13 protein-coding genes are annotated in these 14175 nt (G+C 68.8%); 9 read left to right on the plus strand and 4 right to left on the minus strand.

The genetic code is table 11. The annotated features are described in order from the left end of the window. Positions 1 to 21 precede the first annotated feature (21 nt). The 4 genes from AB0F44_RS09725 (at position 22) to AB0F44_RS09740 (ending at position 3769) form a co-directional block, all read left to right on the plus strand. The gene (locus AB0F44_RS09725) at positions 22 to 780 is read left to right on the plus strand and encodes an SDR family NAD(P)-dependent oxidoreductase (protein ID WP_357354854.1); all 759 of its coding nucleotides are present in this window, start codon (positions 22 to 24) and stop codon (positions 778 to 780) included. 43 nt (positions 781 to 823) lie between these two features. Next, positions 824 to 2278: a bifunctional UDP-N-acetylglucosamine diphosphorylase/glucosamine-1-phosphate N-acetyltransferase GlmU gene (gene glmU, locus AB0F44_RS09730; protein WP_357354856.1), complete on the plus strand. Its 1455-nt coding sequence runs from the start codon at positions 824 to 826 to the stop codon at positions 2276 to 2278. Between the two features lie 74 nt (positions 2279 to 2352). Further along, positions 2353 to 3327: a ribose-phosphate diphosphokinase gene (locus AB0F44_RS09735; protein WP_091052555.1), complete on the plus strand. Its 975-nt coding sequence runs from the start codon at positions 2353 to 2355 to the stop codon at positions 3325 to 3327. A 13-nt stretch (positions 3328 to 3340) separates the two neighbouring features. Continuing rightward, positions 3341 to 3769 (plus strand): putative immunity protein, encoded by a 429-nt coding sequence (locus AB0F44_RS09740; protein WP_357354858.1) that lies wholly within the window; start codon positions 3341 to 3343, stop codon positions 3767 to 3769. Between the two features lie 10 nt (positions 3770 to 3779). On the opposite strand, the gene AB0F44_RS09745 is transcribed toward AB0F44_RS09740, so the two are convergent. From AB0F44_RS09745 to pepN, 3 genes are all read right to left on the minus strand, one after another. Beyond that, complete coding sequence (locus AB0F44_RS09745; RefSeq protein ID WP_357354965.1) at positions 3780 to 4250, minus strand: NUDIX domain-containing protein; 471 nt, start codon at positions 4248 to 4250, stop codon at positions 3780 to 3782. A gap of 716 nt (positions 4251 to 4966) precedes the next feature. Beyond that, positions 4967 to 5980: an LCP family protein gene (locus tag AB0F44_RS09750; RefSeq protein ID WP_357354860.1), complete on the minus strand. Its 1014-nt coding sequence runs from the start codon at positions 5978 to 5980 to the stop codon at positions 4967 to 4969. A 48-nt stretch (positions 5981 to 6028) separates the two neighbouring features. After that, entirely contained in the window at positions 6029 to 8461 is a 2433-nt protein-coding gene (gene pepN, locus AB0F44_RS09755; protein WP_357354862.1) for an aminopeptidase N, read from the minus strand. A 222-nt stretch (positions 8462 to 8683) separates the two neighbouring features. Here pepN and AB0F44_RS09760 point away from each other — a divergent pair, with 222 nt between their 5' ends. Next, entirely contained in the window at positions 8684 to 9304 is a 621-nt protein-coding gene (locus AB0F44_RS09760) for a 50S ribosomal protein L25/general stress protein Ctc (protein ID WP_357354864.1), read from the plus strand. After that, positions 9301 to 9909, plus strand: coding sequence for an aminoacyl-tRNA hydrolase (pth, locus tag AB0F44_RS09765; protein WP_357354866.1), 609 nt, complete (start codon positions 9301 to 9303; stop codon positions 9907 to 9909). Before AB0F44_RS09760 ends, pth begins: the two co-directional genes overlap by 4 nt. A 17-nt stretch (positions 9910 to 9926) precedes the next feature. Here the strand turns inward: pth and AB0F44_RS09770 are convergent, their stop codons facing one another. Beyond that, positions 9927 to 10589 (minus strand): LuxR C-terminal-related transcriptional regulator, encoded by a 663-nt coding sequence (locus AB0F44_RS09770; RefSeq protein WP_357354868.1) that lies wholly within the window; start codon positions 10587 to 10589, stop codon positions 9927 to 9929. 367 nt (positions 10590 to 10956) lie between these two features. Here AB0F44_RS09770 and AB0F44_RS09775 point away from each other — a divergent pair, with 367 nt between their 5' ends. From AB0F44_RS09775 to AB0F44_RS09785, 3 genes are all read left to right on the plus strand, one after another. Further along, complete coding sequence (locus AB0F44_RS09775; RefSeq protein WP_357354870.1) at positions 10957 to 11952, plus strand: HAMP domain-containing sensor histidine kinase; 996 nt, start codon at positions 10957 to 10959, stop codon at positions 11950 to 11952. Next, complete coding sequence (locus AB0F44_RS09780; protein WP_357354872.1) at positions 11933 to 12625, plus strand: response regulator transcription factor; 693 nt, start codon at positions 11933 to 11935, stop codon at positions 12623 to 12625. Before AB0F44_RS09775 ends, AB0F44_RS09780 begins: the two co-directional genes overlap by 20 nt. Positions 12626 to 12787: 162 nt before the next feature. After that, entirely contained in the window at positions 12788 to 14113 is a 1326-nt protein-coding gene (locus AB0F44_RS09785) for an exopolysaccharide biosynthesis polyprenyl glycosylphosphotransferase (protein ID WP_357354874.1), read from the plus strand. Positions 14114 to 14175: the final 62 nt, after the last annotated feature.

Genomic DNA, 14175 nt, shown 5'->3' on the forward strand with positions numbered 1-14175 from the left:
CCGCCGCCGCAAGGTGGAGGCATGAACATCACCGGAAACACCATCTTCATCCCCGGCGCGACCTCCGGGATCGGCCTCGCTCTCGCCCTGCGCCTGAAGGAGCGCGGCAACACCGTCATCATCGGCGGCAGGCGTACGTCCCTGCTCTCCGAGCTGGCCCAGGTGCACGGCTTCGACACCGTCCGCATCGACACCGCCGACGCCGACTCGATCGCGGAGGCGACCGCCGACGTCGTCAGTCGCTTCCCGGACCTGAACGTGCTCGTCGCGATGGCCGGGATCATGCGCCAGGAGGACTGGACCACGCCGGGCTTCCTCGCCGATGCCGAGGAGACCGTGGTGACCAACGTGCTCGGTCCGATCCGGCTCATCGACGCGCTGGTGCCGCAGCTGCGTGAGCGCCCCGGCGCCACGATCCTCACCGTCTCCTCGGGGCTGGCCCACACGCCGCTGCGGTTCACGCCCACGTACAACGCCACCAAGGCGGCGATCCACCAGCTCTCCGAGTCGATCCGGATGCAGCTGGCGCCGATCGGGATCCAGGTCACCGAGCTCGTCCCGCCGGCGGTCCGCACGGCCCTGATGCCGGGCCACGAGAGCTCCGAGCACGCGATGCCGCTCGAGGCGTACGTCGACGAGGTGATGGCGCTCCTCGAGGCCGATCCCGAGGCCCACGAGGTGCTCGTGGAGCAGGTCAAGCTGCTGCGCTACGCCGAGGTTCGCGGTGACTACGACCAGATCATCGGGGTCCTCAACGCGGCCGAGGAACGGGTCCGCTGACCCCGGATCTGCGCCCGGGCGCAGCGGCCTAGACTGACCCAACATGAGCGAGCTCACCGTGATCGTGCTGGCCGCCGGCGGCGGCACCCGGATGAAGTCCAAGACTCCCAAGATGCTCCACCAGATCGCGGGCCGGAGTCTCGTGGGCCATGTCCTGGCCGCGGTCTCAGAGGCCGGGGCGTCCCGTGTCGTCGCGGTCGTGGGACACCAGCGGGAGCTGGTCGAGCCCCATATCGCCGAGATCCTGCCCGAGGCCGTGATCGCGGTCCAGGCCGAGCAGCTCGGCACGGCGCACGCCGTGCGGGTGGCGGTCGAGGCCGGCGCGGTCTCCGGCGGGACGGTGCTGGTGACGTACGGCGACACGCCCCTGCTGCGCGGTGAGTCGCTGCGCGCGCTGGTGGCCGACCACGAGGCCGCCGGCCGGGCCGCCACGATCCTGAGCGGGATCGTCCCGGAGCCCTTTGGCTACGGCCGGATCCTGCGTGGCGACGCCGGGGTCGCCGGGATCGTCGAGGAGAAGGACGCGACCGACGAGGAGCGGGCGATCACCGAGATCAACTCGGGGATCATCGCCTTCGACGGCCGTTTCCTGGCCGAGGTGCTGCCGCGGATCGGCAACGACAACGCCAAGAAGGAGTTCTACCTCACCGACGCGATTGCGCTGGCGGTCTCGGACGGGCTCGGGGTGGACGCGTTCGTCCTCGACGACGTCAGCGAGGCCGAGGGCGCCAACGACCGGGCCCAGCTCGCCGCGCTCGGGAAGATCCTCAACGAGCGGATCGTGACCCGGTGGATGAAGGACGGGGTCACCGTGATGGACCCGGCCACGACCTGGATCGATGCCGACGTCGAGCTCGCGCCCGACGTCACCATCCTGCCCGGCACCCAGCTCATCGGTGCCACCCGGATCGACGAGGACGCGGTGGTCGGTCCCGACTGCACGCTGAAGGACACCGAGGTCGGCCACGGCGCCCGGGTGGTGCGTACGCAGGCAGAGCTCGCCGTCGTCGGCCCCGGTGCCAACGTCGGGCCGTTCTCCTACCTGCGCCCGGGCACGGTGCTCGGCGACGAGGGCAAGATCGGCGGCTTCGTCGAGGTCAAGAACTCGACCATCGGGCCCGGCGCCAAGGTGCCCCACCTGTCCTACGTCGGCGACGCGACGATCGGCGAGGGCTCCAACATCGGGGCCGGCACGATCTTCGCCAACTACGACGGGGTCAACAAGCACAAGACCCGCATCGGGCGCCATGTGAAGTCGGGGTCAGGTGTGACCTTTGTCGCCCCGGTGGTGGTCGGAGACGGTGCGACGACGGGTGGCGAGGCCCTCATCCGGGAGGACGTCCCGCCCGGTGCACTGGCCGTCTCCGCAGGTCAGCAGCGAATCATCGAGGGGTGGGCGCTGACCAAGAGGGCAGGCACAGCGCAGGCGGCCGCTGCCGAGGCGGCACTCGAGTCGGGCGTACCCATCCTCGGTGAACCCCCGGCGACAGGCGAGTGACCCCCGGGGTTGGGTCAGGCAGCGAAGTTGATGGAGAATCCAAGTGCAGTGACCCCGGGGGTAGGAGCCAGCACATGACCAAGCGCACCACCGAGAAGCAGATGATGCTCTTCAGCGGCCGGGCTCACCCGGTCCTCGCCGAGGAGGTCGCCGACCTTCTGGGAACGAAGCTGACACCGACCTCGGCCTATGACTTCGCCAACTCCGAGATCTATGTGCGCTACGAGGAGTCGGTGCGCGGTTCGGACGCGTTCGTCATCCAGTCGCACACGGCGCCGATCAACCAGTGGCTCATGGAGCACCTGATCATGGTCGACGCGCTGAAGCGCGCCTCGGCCAAGCGGATCACCGTCGTGATGCCGTTCTGGGGCTACTCCCGCCAGGACAAGAAGCACCGCGGTCGCGAGCCGATCTCGGCTCGTCTGGTCGCTGACATGTTCAAGACCGCGGGTGCTGACCGGATCATCTCCGTCGACCTCCACGCCGACCAGCTCCAGGGCTACTTCGACGGTCCCGTCGACCACCTGATGGCGCTGCCGCTGCTGACCGACTACATCAAGGACAAGTACGGCAACCAGCCCCTCGCCGTCGTCTCTCCCGACGCCGGCCGGATCAAGGTCGCCGAGCGCTGGGCGGCTCGCCTTGGTGGGGCGCCGCTGGCGTTCATCCACAAGACCCGCGACATCAACCGGCCCAACGAGACCGTCGCCAACCGCGTCGTGGGTGAGGTCAAGGACCGCATCTGCATCCTCACCGACGACATGATCGACACCGGTGGCACGATCGTGAAGGCCGCTGACGCGCTCATGGCCGACGGTGCCGCCGGCGTGATCATCTGCGCCACCCACGCGATCCTCTCCGACCCCGCTGTCGACCGGCTGAAGAACTCCACCGCCACCGAGGTCGTCATCACCAACACCCTCCCGGTGCCGGAGGAGAAGCAGTTCGACAAGCTCACCACGCTCTCCATCGCCCCCATGCTCGCCCGGGCGATCCGCGAGGTCTTCGAGGACGGCTCGGTGACCTCGATGTTCGACGGTCACGCCTGATCCTGCGTCTGTCGTGGCGGGCGACTTCGAGCTGACGATCGACGAGCTACGGGTCGTCGCCCGCTACGTCGCGGAGGCCGCCGCCGAGGTCCTGCCTCTGTTCGAGGCTGCCTGCCCCGACGACCTTCGACCGAGGCTGGCGCTGGATGCGGCCTGGGAGTTCGTCGGTGGTGCCAGCCGTACGAAACTGCAGCGGGTCACCTCCTTGGACGCCCATCGCGCGGCCAAGGAGGCGCCGACGGAGGCGGCTCGACTGGCCGCCCGAAGTGCTGGCGACGCCGCCTCCGCCGCCTACCTCCATCCGCTCGCTGATGCCGCCCAGGTCGGGCACATCCTCCGTGCCGCGGCCAGCGTCGCCCGGATCGCAGAGATCTCCGAGCCCGGGGCCGCCGTGGCGTCCCTGGACCGTGCGGTCGAGCGTGCGAGCCCAGCGTCTGGCTGACGACCGGTCGTCAGGGGCCGATGAACCGGGCCGCGACCTCATCGGAGAGAGCGGCGTCGATCCGCGTCCGGAGCTCGGGCTGCATCTCCGGGAGCTCGTCCACCCGGAACCAGCCGACATCCGCAGACTCGTCGTCAGCGACGTACGCCTCGCCCGAGCGCCACGTGCAGCTGAACGTGAGGTCCATGTACACCGCACGATCTCCGTTTGGATAGACCATCGGACTCGTCGCCCCTGCCGACGCCAGCCGGTCGACCGAGATGTCCACCCCGGTCTCCTCCTTCGCCTCGCGTACTGCTGCCGTTGCCGGCTGCTCGCCTGGGTCGACAATCCCGGTGATCGGCGTCCATCTCAGGTTGTCTGCGCGCTGGACCAGAAGAATCTCGTCGTCTCTGCGTACTACCGCTGTTACGCCGGGGAGCCAGAGCAGCTCTGTTCCTATCTTGCGGCGGAGGTCGACGATGAAGTCTGGGATCGGCATGTTGTTCACGGTAGCTGGGCGATTTTCGGGGTTGGGGTGGGCCGCCGACCCGTTCTTTGAGGGTCTTCTCGACCTGCCCCGGAGTCAAGGACGGCCTGCGGCCGCCGGCTTCGCCGGTCGCCTTCGGCGATCCTTGACACCGGACCACGTCGAGAAAGATTTGGCTGGCTATCGGGGCGGCGGCCCGGGTGTGGCCACGGCACACTCACCCACGGAAGGTGACCGCTCCACGCCTGCACCAGGCATGGGGTCTCCCCGTGAAAGAAAAGGTTCTTCCACGCGCCAACCCCACCCCCGCCGAGGCCTCTCTGCGGCGAACGAAAATTCGTTCGCCCTCCAACCCTCCTGCGAGAACGGGCTCTGGGCGAAAGAAAATTCCTTCCCCCAAACCCTCCCATCTGCAAGTGGTCGGCCCGCGCCGAACGAAAATTCGTTCGCCTCCCAACACCGCCTGCCGAACTGGCCCCGAGCGGAAAGAAAATTCCTTCCACCGGGTCGGGCCGACCACCCAGATCCCAAGCCCCCGCCCAACCCATATCTCCGCGCCAGACCCCTGCCGCCGACCCGATAGCCAGCCAAAATTCTCAACGGATCCCGGTGTCAAGGATCGCCGCAGGCGACCGGCGTCAGCCGGCGGCCGAAGGCCGTCCTTGACTCCGGGAACCGTTGAGAACACCCTCCCGTAACGGGTCGGCGGCCCCCAGCCCCGAAGGACCTCAGCTAACCGTCCCGCCAGTCACAACCTCGGGATTCTCAGCCAGCCACGCATCCATCTCGTCCTCACGCATAGCCGCCCACAAGCGGCGGCCTTCGCGCTTGTCGAGACGAACGACGCTCTGCGCGCCTTCTTTGCCCAGCCCCGCGACGGGAGCGGTGAAGAACGTCAGGTCCTCCGAGGGCATCCGGGCAAGATCGAGAGCCAGGCCCCGAAGGTCACCCCCGGAGAAGCCGGAGTCGACGGTCAGGTGGCGAGTGATGATGTCGAGGAGGTCGTAGGCCTTCTTGGGGTTCTTCGGGTCGACGCTCTGCCTCAGGCCGCGGAGGATGGAGCGCAGGACGTACTGCTGGCGCTTCACGCGGTCCAGGTCGCCGCCGGGGAGGCCGTAGCGCTGGCGCACGTAGAGGAGGGCCTCCTCGCCGCTGAGCAGGTGGGTGCCCTTGGTCCAGGTGCGGTGGCGCGCCGAGTCGTGGACCGTCTCGGGGATGTAGACCTCGACGCCGCCGAGGAGGTCGCCGATCTCCTCGAAGCCGGCCCAGTCGACCCAAGCGACATGGTCGATGCGTACGCCAGTGAGCTTCTCGACCGTCTGCACGCTGAGTTTCGGCCCGCCCTGGGAGAAGGCGGCGTTGACCTTGGCCTTGCCGTGGCCGGGGATCCGTACCCAGGAGTCTCGCGGGATCGAGACGACCGAGGCCGAGCGGCGGTCCGCGCTGAGGTGGAGCAGCATCATCGTGTCGGCCCGCTGCTCGCCGGGGGTCCACGACCCTGTGGCCTTGCTGCCGGTCGTTGCCTCGCCGCCGGTGCGCCCGTCGGTGCCGAGGAGCAGGATGTTCAGGGCGCCGGCAGCGTCGCCGGCCGCCTCGGGACGCTCCTCGAGCCCGGCGAAGACATCGACGGTCCGGACCTGGCGGTCGAGTCGGTGGGCGAGATACCAGCCGGTGCCGGTGACGGCGGCGACGAGCACGACGAACGCGATCCCGACGCCGAGCCAGATGCGCGTCTTCTTCATGGCCGTCCTCAGAGGTGGGGGTCGAGGGCGGATAGAGGCTAGTGGTCGCTACTCGCGGTCATCGAAGTGGTCCTCCCACGAGCGCCGCAGGATCGTCGGTACGTCGCCGACCAGGGCAGCGCGCAGAGCATCGAGCTGACCCTCATCGAGGGCGATCCGCGGAAAGGCCCGCCCGACCTCGATGGCGAAGGCCTGACCACGGGTGGCCAGGGCAGGCGCCTCGGCGAGATAGGCGGCGACGTAGGGACGCAGCAGATGCGCCTGCTCGGCGATCCACATCCCCGAGGCCAGCGCCCCGAAGCGACGGTTGTCGACACCGGGGGCGAGCATCGCCTCCCAGGCAGCGTCCTTCGCGCTGGTCGAGGGCCGGGCGGCGAGGGCCCGAAGCGCCCCGAGGTCTCCCTCGGCGGTGCCGTCCCGGTCGCGCTCGGTCGCGATGAAGCGCGCGTCGGCCTCACCGAGCGAGGCGAGACGTACGATCGCCTCCCAGCGCGTCGTCGGCAAAAGCGGGATGCCGACCGCGACGTTGTCGGCGTCCAGCCAGCCGCGCAGCAGCCCGGCGTCCGCGCTGGTCGCGGCCAGGGCCGCGGCCCAGGCAAGGGCCCGCTGCTCGTCGTCCGCAGAAGCCTTCAGGCCCGCAGCGGCCGCGGCGGCGACCCGTGCCACCGCTCCCGCTGCGCGCGAGGCCGGCACCCGCTGCGGGATCACCACGGACCGTGCTTCGGCGAGCACCCCCTCGATGATGTCTGCCCGGGTCTCCGCGGGAAGGTGGGCCTCGACGAGGTCGAGGTAATCGTCGGCCGAGAGGTCACGCGACCGCACCCGGAGGGCGGTGGAGGACCAGAGCACGGCACGTACGAGGGGGTCTTCGAGCCGGGACGGCCCGTCGGAGAGCGCGTCCCACGAAGCCGGGTCGAGGCGGAGCGCGGCGAAGGTCTCGCCGCCGGCGTTGGGGACGACGACGAGGCCAACGAACTCCGGCAGCGGCACCGGCTCGGCACCCAGCTCGACCCGCCGGCGTCCGACGAGCCGCAGCGAGGAGTCGTAGCCGGCGACGGTGAACGCATGCGGCCGGCTTCCCTCGCGCTCCAGGACCGGCACGTCCCCGTCGCGCCGCACGGACACCGTGTCGAACCCTGGGCGCCGCAGCCAGGCGTCCACCCACCCGCGTACGTCCTTCGGCGAGCTCGCCGCGAGCGACTCGACGAAGTCGGCCAGCGTCGCGTTGGCGAAGCGGAACCGGGTCAGATGGCGGTTGACCCCGGCCATGAACTCCTCGTCACCGAGCCAGAAGGCGAGCTGCACCAGGCAGGCCCCGCCCTTGGCGTAGGAGATGCCGTCGAAGATGGTGGCGGCGGTGTCGACGTCGGGCACGTCCTCGGCCAGCGGAGCGACCGGATGGGTCGAGCGGCGCGCGTCGGAGCGGTAGCCCCACGGCTTGCTCCTGACCTCCACCTCGACCCGCAGGTCCGAGAACCCGGCGCCCGCCTCCGCGACCCGGTAGCCCATGTAGTCGGCGAACGACTCCTGCAACCAGGTGTCCTCCCACCAGGTCATCGTCATCGAGTCGCCGAACCACATGTGCGACATCTCGTGGGCGATGATCACCGCGCGGATCGCGCGCTGGGTGTCGGTGATCGCGCCGCGCGGCAACAGCTCGTCGCGGTAGGTCACGCACCCCGGCATCTCCTGCGCTCCCCAGTTGAGCCCGGGCACGAAGACCTGGTCGTAGGAGTCGAAGGGGTAGGGCTCGTCGATGAGGTCGGCGTAGTGGGCGAAGCACGCCTCGGACGTACGCCGCAGCTCGTCGGCGTCCCGGTCCAGCTCGGCCGCCAGCGACCGCCGGGCATGCCATCCGAAGTCGAGGCTCTCCCCAGAATCGAACACAGCCGTCCATCGCACCGAGTGCCACGGCCCGGCGGCGACGATCAGCAGCGCCGGCGGGATCGGGGGAGTGGTGGCGAAGACCCAGCGGCCGGCGTCGTGCGAGACGACGGCGCCGTTGGCGAGGACGGTGTCAGCCGGATCGGCGGTGACCGCGACCGCGAACGATGCCTTGAGATCGTTCTGGTCGAAGCAGGCGAAGACCTTCGAAGCGTTGTCCATGCCCAGATAGGCGGACACGTAGCGCGACCCGTCGACCGGGTCGGTGAACGTGTGCATCCCGTCGCCGTCGGTCGTATAAGGCAGCGTCGCGGTCACCTCCACCTCGTTGACGGCCCCATCGGACAGCCCGGTGGAGAGGCCGGTCAGGCCCACCCGCGCACCGTCGTACGCGGCCTCGACGACCTCCCCGTTGACGACCAACGACACCGACAGCGCGCCCTTCAGGTCCAGGAACGTGTCGGCGACCGTGGAACGGAACCGGACCCGGGTGTGACTCCGGAAGGTCTCGGGACCGGTGAGGTCCAGATCGAGGGAGTAGGAGACGGAGCTGAGCACGCCGGCCCGTGTGCGGGCCTCGTCGAGTGTGAGGGACACGGCCTCCAACGTACGTCCTCGCAGGTCAGCACGCGCGCGCATTTCGCTGTGAGCGTGATCCGGGGATAGTCTGTGGCAGTTGCCTCGGCGAGGGAGCGTATCGCGCTCCGTGATCGACAAGGTGGACGTCTCTTCGGGAGACGCCGTGCCTTCGTCGCACGGCCTTCGTTGGACCAGCCGGGCGCCATTGACGTCAGCACCACTCATCGAGGAGTTCAACGCATGTCCAGCGAGAAGATCGTCGCCGAGAAGCGCACCGAGTTCGGCAAGGGTGCCGCTCGCCGCATCCGCCGTGAGAACAAGATCCCGGCGGTCGTCTACGGCCACGGTGCCGACCCGATGCACCTGAGCCTGCCGGGTCACGCCACCATGATGGCGCTCAAGAACCACGGTGCGAACGCTCTTCTCGAGCTCGACATCGACGGCAAGATCCAGCTGGCCATGACCAAGCAGGTCCAGGTCGACGACGTCCGCCGCGTCATCGAGCACGTCGACTTCGTCGCCGTCCGCGCCGGCGAGAAGGTCACCGTCGACATCACCGTCCACGTCGTGGGCGACGCGATCTCCGGCACCATGGTCGTCACCGACGCCAACACGCTGACCGTCGAGACCGAGGCCACCCACGTGCCCGAGAGCATCGAGATCAGCGTCGAGGGCCTCGAGGCGGGCACCCAGATCCTCGCCGGCGCCGTCGAGCTGCCGAAGGGCACCACCCTGGTCACCGACCCGGAGACCCTGGTCGTCAACGTCACCGAGGCCAAGACCAACGAGGAGCCCGCCGACGAGGCCGCCGAGGGCGAGACCGCTGAGTCCGCCGAGGCTGAGGCCACCAACGGCGAGTGACCGATTCGGTGACCGACGGCGTCTGGCTGGTCGTCGGCCTGGGCAACCCCGGGCCGACGTACGCCGGGCACCGTCACAACATCGGCTATCTCGTCACCGACGAGCTGGCCAACCGGCTGGACGGCAAGTGGCGTGCCCACAAGTCCGGCCGTGCTGACGTCGTGGAAGGGCGGCTCCCGGGGGCGACTCCGGGGCTGCCCGGCCCACGCGTCGTGCTCGCCCGTTCCCGGACCTACATGAACGAGTCCGGCGGGCCGGTCAAGGCCCTCGCGACCTTCTACAAGGTCCCGCCCGACCATGTCATCGCCATCCACGACGAGCTCGACATCGCCTTCGACACGATGCGGGTCAAGCTGGGCGGTGGCGACAACGGCCACAACGGCCTCAAGTCGATGCGGTCCTCCCTGGGCACCGGCGACTTCCACCGGGTGCGCGTCGGCATCGGCCGCCCGCCCGGGCGCCAGGAGGTGCACGACTTCGTGCTCTCCAACTTTTCCACCACCGAGCGCAAGGTGCTGCCGTTCGTGGTCGACACCGCCGCCGACGCGATCGAGACGCTGATCAACGAGGGTCTGGAGAAGACTCAACAGAAGTTCAACTCCTAGGGTCAACTCCTAGAGGGTCAACTCCTGGGCGGCCGCAGATACCGGTCGTACGCCGCGACCGCAGCCAGCTGGGAGCCGACCTCGAACTTCCGCAGGATCGACTTCACCTGGGTCCGCACCGTCGTCTGGGCGACACCGAAGCGCGCCGCGATCTCGGCGACGGTGGCCCCGTCGTAGAGCAGCTCGAGCACCTCGTGCTCGCGCACGGTCAGCGAACGGACCAGGCGATGCATGCGCTCGCGTCCATCCCGGAGCAGGTGCCACTGCGCGATCAGCCCCTCGGCCTCGTTAGGTGTGTGCCCGTGCCGTCCCTCGGCCGCGTCGCGCAGCGTGTCCTCGATCGTGTCCGAGTCGGTGTCGGCGGAGAGCACCGCGACCGCACCGGCCTCGAGCAGGGCACCCCAGAGGCCGCCGCGTGGGGCGGGGGTCAGTACGACCCCGGGCAGGCGTACGCCGTGGACGAGGTCGCACACTTCGCCGAGATGGGTCCAGCCGTCGAGGTCGGTCACCACCAGCCAGGCGGAGGGGTCTCCGCCGAGCAGCTCGTCGGGGGCCGCGATGGTGGGCGCAGTCGCCGTGACCGTGATGCCGCGCTCCTCGAGCGCAACCGTCACGGCATCGAGGGTCATCGTCTCGTCGGCTGAGACAGCAACCCTGAGTCGTACGGTCGAGCCTGCCATGTCTGCCGCGCCGTTCGGTCGTCTCGGGCCCTGCCAGATCTCCCTGGGGGTATGGCTATTCTGGGGAGCCTCAGGCGGAGATCGGGAACCTGTTCTACAGTGCCCCAAGTTTGGGGATGACCTGGGACAACGTGTCCCGCAATGTAGTTTGTGGACGACCTCGAAATTCTATGACTCCTCAATTCTCGGTATTGGCCCGGAATGCGGTCCCGTGGCGATACGGTGCTGATTACGTTGCCTTGTGAAGGTTTCGGTCACAAACATTCAAATTGGGACGGCCCGACAAGCTCGGGCTGGGGGAGCAGGGCCTGGACACGGCCCGTCTCGGGACTCATACCTCACTGGCCGACCCGACCTGGGGAGCAGTATGTCTACGTCCATTTTCCAGCGGATCAACTCGGGTTGGTTAACCACCGCCTACGCAACGACCACCGCCGTCTTCATCGGTATCCAAAGTTTTCTGATCGCGGTCCTTCAGGGACCTTGGGTCTCCTTCCACGCCCACGGAGCACTCCTGTGGGCCCTCCTCACGGCCATCGTCGTCACCACCTCGCTGGTGGCCGCCGCGGCGCTGCTGTTCGGTGGCGTGCGCATCTACCGGCGCGTGTGCGCGGCAGAAGCGAAGGCAGCCGACGAGATCTACCACGACCTGCTCAGCGCGCGTGAGACCCAGCGTCTCCACCGGGCCCGGATGCACGAGGTGACCTCTACCCTCGCCGGTGTTCGCTCGGCCAGTGAGCTGCTGTGCAACTCCGACACGCTCGACCCGGAGCGTCGCGTCGCGATGATGACCATGATGGGCAGCGAGCTCAGGCGCCTCGAGCGCCTCGTCCGTGCCCAGCGTGGCGGCGCGGACACGATGCCGATCGACGTCGGCGTGATCGATGTCGACGCTGTGATCCACAACCTCGCCCTGGCCCATGAGGCCGGCGGCACCACGGTCGTCCACGAGCCCAGCAACGCGCTCGCCTCCGGCAGCTCGGACGCGGCGGCGGAGATCGTCAACATTCTTCTCGACAACGCGGCCAAGCACGGTTCCGGCGCTGTCGAGGTCAAGGTTCAGCACGAGCCCGGCGAGTCCGGTCAGATGGTCGTCATCGAGATCTCCGACGACGGCCCCGGCGTCGCCCCCGAGGTGCGCGACCGGATCTTCGAGTGGGGCGTCCGCGGTCCGGACTCGGCCGGCCAGGGCATCGGGCTCAACGAGGCCCACACCGTCGCCGAGCGGATGGGCGGCTCGCTCCGCCTCGCCGCCGCAGAACGTACGACCTTCGTGGTCACCCTCCCCAGCGCGGTGATACAGCCCAGCGCCGTGATCCAAGTAGACAAGGAAGGCGCCTCCGATGACGTCGTCGCCGCGTAGTCAGTATCGAGTCGTCATCGTCGAGGACCATGTCCTCTTCGCCGAGTCGCTCGAGCTCGCCGTCTCGATGGAGGGATACGACGTACGCCGCATCCCGATGCCCAGCGAGCCCGTCTCCACCGCCACGATGGTCTCCGTCGTACTCCGCAACAAGCCGAAGGTCGTGCTCCTCGACCTCGACCTGGGCCGCTACGGCGACGGCGTACGCCTCATCGAGCCGCTGGCCAAGGCCGGCGTCGACGTGGTCGTGGTGACCGGTGCGATCGAGGAGGCCCGCTGGGGCCAGGCGCTGCGCAACGGTGCCCGCACGGTGCTGTCCAAGTCCCGCCCGCTCGGTGAGATCCTCGGCACCGTCAGGCGCCTCTACCAGGGCGCCTGCGTCCTCGCGGTGAGCGACCGCGAGCGGCTGATCCGGGTCTGGTTCGAGCGCCAGCACGAGGTCTCCGAGCTGAGCCGCCGCATCGAGCTGCTCACCAAGCGCGAGTCGCAGGTCCTCGGCCACCTCATGCTCGGCCGCACCGTCCACGAGATCGCCGTCATCGGCGTCGTCTCCGAGGCGACCGTACGCACCCAGGTGAAGTCCATCCTCGCCAAGCTCCAGGTCACCTCCCAGATCGCGGCCGTCGGCCTCGCCCACCGCCTCGGCTGGCGGTCCCCGCAGTCGCTGGAGTGAGCCGACTGGTCTGGACCAGTGGGTTCCGGTTCCCTCATTTGGTCTAACCGGACCCCCATCGGCCCCCAACGACCGCTTTCTTCCCGCATTGTTCTGGCATGAAGTAAGCGTTCGGGCGCCCAGCAGCTATGGGGGAGATGGATGACGATAGAGCTGGCGTCGGTGGAGACAGTAGTCCCGCTCGACATCAACCGCCGGAGGGTGTCTGCCAAGGCACCCTCCCTTCGGTTGCAGGCCTCGATGGTCGACGGGCTCGCGCTGATGATCCTCGCGCCGTTGATCGTGGGACAGGAGATCGTCCCCGCGCTGGAGTGGGGTCTGCTCTGGGGACTGGCCACCAGGATCACCGCGCCGAAGATCCTGCCCGGCGCCGAGCGTCTGCGGGCGACGGTCTCGGGGGTCTTCAAGGCGTTCATGGCGATGAGCATGTTCACCTGGCTGTTGGGTGCGGTGGTCGAGCTGCCGCAGGCGCAGCTGGTCGTGCAGACGATCCTCGGGCTGGTGACCGCGCTGGCCTTCCGGGTCGTCGGCTACATCTTCAGCTCCCGGCCGCGCACTCCGCTGCGTGTCGTCGTGGTGGAGGCGGCCCACGACCACGGGGTGATCCCGGAGTGGACCCACCGGCTCAGCGGCGGCCTGATGGAGGCGGCCGCGGTCTGCCGGGCCGACGGTCTCTCCGGCGCGATCGCGTCGGTCGCACCCGACGCCGTGCTGGTCGTCCCCGGGCCTGACCTGGCCGGCCGGGAGATCCAGCGGCTGGCCTGGACGAGCGAGTCCTTCGGTCTACCCCTGCTGGTCAGCACCCGGATGCAGGACGTGACCCCGCAGCGTACGTCCTCGATGCGGCTGGGCTCGATGACCCTGCTCTACGTCGACGAGGCCCTGCGGGCGCGGCTGACCCGGGTGGCCAAGTACGTGTGGGAGTGGCTGGCCGCGGCGGCCGCCGTCGCCGTGCTCCTCCCGGTCTTCGCCGTGATGGCGGTCGTGATCAAGCTCGATTCCCCGGGCCCGGTCTTCTTCCGGCAGGTGCGCGTCGGCCGTGGCGGCCAGCAGTTCCGGATCTGGAAGTTCCGCACCATGGTCGTCGACGCCGAGTCGCTGCTGCGCACGCTCGACCACCGGCCCGGACACGTCCTCTTCAAGCTCCGTGCCGATCCGCGGGTGACCCGCGTGGGGCGGGTGCTGCGGAAGTACTCCCTCGACGAGCTGCCGCAGCTGTTCAACATCGTCCTGGGCCAGATGTCGCTGGTCGGGCCCCGTCCGGGGCTGCCGAGCGAGGTGGCGATGTACGATCGGGACTCTCATCGCCGACTTGCGGTTGCACCCGGTCTGACCGGGCTGTGGCAGGTCTCGGGGCGTTCGGACCTCTCCTGGGAGGACACGGTCCGCCTGGACCTCGACTATGTGGACAACTGGACGCTGCTGCGGGACTTCGGGATCGTCGTTCGTACAGTAAAAGCTGTTGTGCGTGGCTCTGGCGCCTACTAGTGAGTGTCGCCTAAACTCCCAGGCCGTTGTGTGAGCAACCCAACACGTACGAACAACTGGAT

It is taken from the genome of Nocardioides sp. NPDC023903 (assembly GCF_040639295.1).
Lineage (GTDB): Bacteria > Actinomycetota > Actinomycetes > Propionibacteriales > Nocardioidaceae > Nocardioides.

What these genes read in the sequence shown, in the direction of transcription:
- AB0F44_RS09745 (WP_357354965.1), bottom strand. Translation starts at nt 4,250, where the DNA reads ATGCCGATCCCAGACTTCATCGTCGACCTCCGCCGCAAGATAGGAACA.
- AB0F44_RS09725 (WP_357354854.1), top strand. Translation starts at nt 22, where the DNA reads ATGAACATCACCGGAAACACCATCTTCATCCCCGGCGCGACCTCCGGG.
- AB0F44_RS09735 (WP_091052555.1), top strand. Translation starts at nt 2,353, where the DNA reads ATGACCAAGCGCACCACCGAGAAGCAGATGATGCTCTTCAGCGGCCGG.
- AB0F44_RS09760 (WP_357354864.1), top strand. Translation starts at nt 8,684, where the DNA reads ATGTCCAGCGAGAAGATCGTCGCCGAGAAGCGCACCGAGTTCGGCAAG.
- glmU (WP_357354856.1), top strand. Translation starts at nt 824, where the DNA reads ATGAGCGAGCTCACCGTGATCGTGCTGGCCGCCGGCGGCGGCACCCGG.
- AB0F44_RS09750 (WP_357354860.1), bottom strand. Translation starts at nt 5,980, where the DNA reads ATGAAGAAGACGCGCATCTGGCTCGGCGTCGGGATCGCGTTCGTCGTG.
- AB0F44_RS09775 (WP_357354870.1), top strand. Translation starts at nt 10,957, where the DNA reads ATGTCTACGTCCATTTTCCAGCGGATCAACTCGGGTTGGTTAACCACC.
- AB0F44_RS09770 (WP_357354868.1), bottom strand. Translation starts at nt 10,589, where the DNA reads ATGGCAGGCTCGACCGTACGACTCAGGGTTGCTGTCTCAGCCGACGAG.
- AB0F44_RS09780 (WP_357354872.1), top strand. Translation starts at nt 11,933, where the DNA reads ATGACGTCGTCGCCGCGTAGTCAGTATCGAGTCGTCATCGTCGAGGAC.